The following is a 4,898-nucleotide window of genomic DNA, read 5'->3' as shown; positions in this document are numbered from 1 at the left end:
TCTCTTCCCCCGGGGTGGTGCGCATCAGGGTTACCGTGGGATTATGCCTGTATAAATTTCTCTCTCTAAAGGGCTTTGGCACCGTATCCCAGGGTCCAAAATTTACCATATCCAGGGCCCCTACAGATACCACCTGGGGAATGCCTGCCCTTCCTGCAGCCTCCAGCCGATGGGGACCTGCGGAAAGCACTCCTCCTACAACCTCATCGCACCATTCGGTGGTGGTAATATCCAACACCCCTTTGATATAGCCTTGGTCAATCAGGGCCTCCATCACCCTTCCCCCTGTTCCTGTGGCGTGGAAAACCAAAACCTCATATCCCTTACCTTCCAGATATGCCTTGGCGGTTTTGATACAGGCTGTTGTGACTCCAAACATGGTAGCTGCCAGCAGGGGTTTCTCATCCTCTGCAATCTCCTGTTGATAATTGAGCATACCGCAGACTGCATTGGCTGCATTGCTGAAAATTGTTTTTGAAATGTGATTCAGCCCCTCCACATCCACAATGGACGGGATCATGATAATATCGCTGGTTCCCACATACTGAGTGACATTTCCCGATGCCATGGTGGAAATCATAACCTTTGGCACTCCAATGGGCAGCGCGCGCATGGCCGGCGTTGCCAGGGAAGTGCCGCCTGAGCCTCCTGCAGACAAAACTCCGTGCAGCTTTCCCTGTCTGTAAAGCTCTGGAAGCAGCGTTTCCAATCCCTTTGACAGTACCCGCGCAGCTTCTGCCCTGTCCCGCCTCTGGGCCAGTATATGTATGTCTGCACCTGCTGCCGCCGCCACCTCTTTACTGCTTATATCCGGCTGAAACATTGGTTCAAACACTCCCACGTCAACACACAGCGTTTGCAGCCCCCGGGCTTCTATCAAATTCTTGAGATAAAGAAATTCTCTGCCCTTGGTGTCAAAGGTTCCTATGATGCCTACCGTTTTCATTTTTCTCTCCTTTCCATAGATTTCTAGCTGCTTTTATCATAACAGCCGATAATGGAAAAGCCCATGCCTATATCCCCGATCTTTTTGCCCAATTCCACGAGCATTCTGTACATTTGGCGATTCCTTTGACATCCCTCACTCTTTTTTGGCAGACCCGCAAAAAAGACGCCCCACCTTGAAAAAGTGAAGCGTCCTCCAATATTTTTTTATTCCTCCAGCATTTAGACGGTTCTTATGCTGTGTTTTTCTCCAAGGCAGGATGGTTCTCACCTGATTCACCAAAAATTCCTGAAACTCATAGGAGCATCCTGCGGTAATCACAAAGACAAGCTCCGGGTCTATTTTTTTCCTCCTGCGAAAGGCTCTCCGCAGATACTGCCTGGCAAAGCTTTTGCGGCCTCCTATGCAGATTCTTGTGGAAAACATTTTACTGTGTCCCAGGCTTAAAACAGGATGCAGGGAAAATAGTCCGCACAGGCAATGGATGCCCCTTCCGATTCTTCCGCTCCTGAAAAGAGCTTCCGTGGAGCTTACCACAAAGCTGCTGGACACTCTCTCACGCAAATCTGCAAGCTCCTCCTGCCTCCAGCGATATACTACAATGCGATAGTGGCTTCCTGCACACATAATGGTTTCCACCAGATACAAAATAGGAAGTCTGATCAGGAAAGTCTCCGTGTAAGGACAACTATTTCTCCGCCGGTAATCAAAAAATAGGCCAAAAAAATGCCATTGCCGCCAGCATTCCTTTGATCAGCAGAAAAATACTTGCATGAAACAGGGATATCAGCAAAAGAGACGCCATCCATACCATAATTCCCCCTGTAGCAGCCGCCATGGCATAGGATTTTACGGACAAATCTAAAATACACATGAAAAGCGCCACCGCCGCAATAAACAAGCACATTATTCTGAATATCCGTATGTCCAGGCGGCTCGCGTCTATTTTCAATTTTTTGAGTATGCGCTCTTCCTTCTTTGTCTTACTCATCCTCCGCTTCCCTCTACAAAATTTCTATCAGCCGTCTCAATTCCTCTTCCATTTCCAGAAAGGCGTCTAGGATCACCGGCTCAAAGCTCTTTCCTCTCTCCCGTCTCATAATCTCAAACACCTGATCAAGAGGCATTTTTTCCTTATACTGACGCTTGAAGGCCAGAGCGTCAAACACATCTGCCACTGCCAGTATCCTTGCCTCCAGGGGGATTTCTTCGCCCCTGCGGTTTTCCGGATACCCTCCTCCCGCCCATTTTTCATGATGATAATTGGCCATGTTGCCGGAAATTCTCACAAACTCCTGATCCACCATATTTTTCATATTTTCCCGAATCAGCCTTCCTCCCTCGGCTGCGTGCATCTTCATCCGCTCATACTCCTGATCTGTGAGAGCCCCCGGCTTTTGCAGTATCACATCTGAAACCATTATCTTTCCGATATCATGGAGGGGCGCTGCCTTACGCATATACTCCACATATTCCTCTGTAATCACATCTGCGTAAATTCCCTGATTTTTCATTTTCCTGGCCAGCATATGGGCAAAAATGCTGGTACGCTTTACATGATCACCGGTGGTGCCGTCCCTGCTTTCGATCAGGTTTGCCATCATAAAAATAATATCCTGCTGGATCTGTGTGATCTGCTGCAGCTGCTGCTGCACCATTTTTTCCAAAGACCTCCCGTTACTTTCCAGCTCCAGTGTGTGCTTTATCCTCATAAGCATAATGGTGGGAACAAAAGGCTTTCCGATATAATCCATTGCCCCCAGCAGAAAACAGTTTTCCTCTGTCTCAGGGTCTCTGTCCGCCGTAAGAAAAATCACCGGTATTTTTTTCCATTCCTGAGATTTCTGTATCTTTTTCATTACCTCAAAGCCGTTCATCTGGGGCATCTGAATATCCAAAAGAATCAGGTCAGGACGATTTCTCTCCAGATATTCCAAAGCAAGCATTCCCGAATTTACTGCCGCCACACGATACTGCTCATCCAGAAGCTTCTGGGCCATAATCAGGTTGCTCTTGTCGTCATCTACAATTAATATGCTTTTCTTCATAAATACACCTTCCTTTTCCCCTCTCATCTGCGCTTCATTCCCCACGTTCCAGCCCTTCCAATATTTTTTCCAGCCCCTCTTTCAAGGCCCCCCTGCACACACAGCTTCTCTATCTCTTCGATCTGCTTCATGGTGCCGCTTACCTGCTCCCCTTTCTTTTCCTCCTCCTGCGTCTGCGCCTCCGTCTTTTGTCCTCCCTTACCGGAACGCTTTCCCGCAGCCTCAAGGGCCTGCAGATACTGTGCAAAAAATGCTTCCCAGGAAAGCCCTTCCCTGCGTCCAGGACCATGGTAAAGATTCCCGCCATCGCCAAATAAAACAATACTTGTATTACAGACAATGCCTTGCTGTTTTTCTGCTCCATATGATTACTCTCGTGGCTCCATTTCTTATTTTGCCGCCTGCGCGGCATATAATAAAAGCATTTTATCACACTTCACATTATATTGCTAACTAAATTTTGGAAAATGGAACATTTAAAATACTCCGCCTGAGAAAAAAAGAAAGTATGAATCCTATTTCTTTTTAGAATCCATACTTTCCTGTATTTCCCTTTGGAGGTCCCAAAGTCTCCCATATGATAATATCTTAAATAATCTCTACCCGTTCAAAATATTTCAAAAGAATCCCGGCGCAGTTTTCTATTCCCAGTCTGGAGGTATCCAGAATCATGTGGTAATTATTCACATCGCCCCAGACCTTGCCGGTATTTTCATAGTAATAGTCGGCCCGGTCCCTGTCGTTTTTCTCAATCAGGGCCTTAGCCTCCTCATAGGGCAGCGATTCTTTCTTCATAATCCGGTGAATCCGGTCCTCCTTATCCGCGCTGACATAAATGTTAAATACATTGGGCTGATCTTTCAGAATTTCAGAAGCACAGCGGCCCAAAATAATACAAGGGTGTCCCGCCAGCTCCTTTATCACCTCCGCCTCAGAGGCAAAGCTGTCCCCCTCAAGTTCATGCTCAATATAGGCCTTATCATACACGGGCACATTCAGCTTTTCAGAAAGCTCCTTTGCGATCAGGCTGGCGCCTGTTCCAAACCTGCGGCTCATGGTAATCACTAAATTCATAGGAATCCCTCCTTTGTGCTTCCTATTGTATGATAAAAGAATTGATTTTGCAATTCCCTTTTTATTCCCATACCGCTGTAAGCACATGCTCGCCTGTCATCTGTACGATGGTGTCGGAGGTAATGACTTTTCCGTCGTATTCCCAGCCCAAGAAGGTGCTTCCCTGTTTTGACACAACAGGAAGCTCCCCATAGGTCTCCCCAAAGGTCACCTCCATGGGCGCAAGCACATCCGAGCCCTCCTGGGAAACACCGCCGTTTAAGTCAAACTTTACCGTGATCTGGGCCGGGGTCCATCTGGCATAAAGGGTAATGTCTCCAGTGACCTTTTCACTTTCAAAGCTCCAGGCCGTTTCCTCTCCTTCTATCTGCCCATACCAGCCCTGAAAATCATAGCCCGGCTTGTAAGGCTCCTCCGGTTTTGACACCAGCTGTCCATATCTGAGCTTCTGTGCCGCCACCTGGCTGCCTCCCTGGGTGTCAAAGGTAATTTGAAAGCCTCCGTTTATGGTAAAATAGATGATCAGAATCAGGGCAGCGCCTGCCAGCACTCCGATCAGGCCGTCCAGTATGCGGATCGGCACATCCTTACTGCCGTAAATTCCTCTGCCGAACCATTTCCCTCTGGGCCTTTGGCTGCTTTGCGGTTCTTCCCTCCGCTGGCTTTCTTCCGTCTGCAGATTTTCCTGATTTTCCTCCGTCTGCAGGTTTTCCTGCGTGTGCTGATTTTCCATGACGCTGTCTCCTGATCTGTTGTCCTTAAGCTTTTCCCGTGTTCTTACCCTGCTTGTTATAAAATTATTTGCGCACCAAATACTTTCTCATATCAAT

At 47.7% G+C, this 4,898-nt stretch carries 6 protein-coding genes; all 6 read right to left on the bottom strand.

Features of this window, described 5'->3' with window-relative positions; all coding sequences use genetic code 11:
- Nucleotides 1–946 (bottom strand): Tm-1-like ATP-binding domain-containing protein (locus AC1WIP_RS11305; RefSeq protein ID WP_481141923.1); only part of this gene is annotated, 946 nt, incomplete at its 3' end.
- Nucleotides 947–1,081: 135 nt separating this feature from the next.
- Nucleotides 1,082–1,573, bottom strand: a complete 492-nt coding sequence (locus AC1WIP_RS11300) for a DegV family protein (protein WP_481141922.1) — start codon at nt 1,571–1,573, stop codon at nt 1,082–1,084.
- Between the two features lie 79 nt (nt 1,574–1,652).
- Nucleotides 1,653–1,937: a hypothetical protein gene (locus AC1WIP_RS11295; protein WP_481141921.1), complete on the bottom strand. Its 285-nt coding sequence runs from the start codon at nt 1,935–1,937 to the stop codon at nt 1,653–1,655.
- A gap of 13 nt (nt 1,938–1,950) precedes the next feature.
- Nucleotides 1,951–2,994, bottom strand: a complete 1,044-nt coding sequence (locus AC1WIP_RS11290) for a response regulator (protein WP_481141920.1) — start codon at nt 2,992–2,994, stop codon at nt 1,951–1,953.
- A gap of 588 nt (nt 2,995–3,582) precedes the next feature.
- A complete protein-coding gene (locus tag AC1WIP_RS11285; RefSeq protein WP_481141919.1) occupies nt 3,583–4,068 on the bottom strand; it encodes a cytidylate kinase-like family protein in 486 nt (161 codons plus the stop codon).
- 61 nt (nt 4,069–4,129) lie between these two features.
- A complete protein-coding gene (locus AC1WIP_RS11280) occupies nt 4,130–4,801 on the bottom strand; it encodes an InlB B-repeat-containing protein (protein WP_481141918.1) in 672 nt (223 codons plus the stop codon).
- Nucleotides 4,802–4,898 lie beyond the last annotated feature (97 nt).

The sequence above is a fragment of the Acetatifactor sp. genome (genome assembly GCF_982438285.1).
The sequence above is the reverse complement of the archived record's forward strand: the minus strand, read 5'-3'. Positions and strand labels throughout refer to the sequence as shown.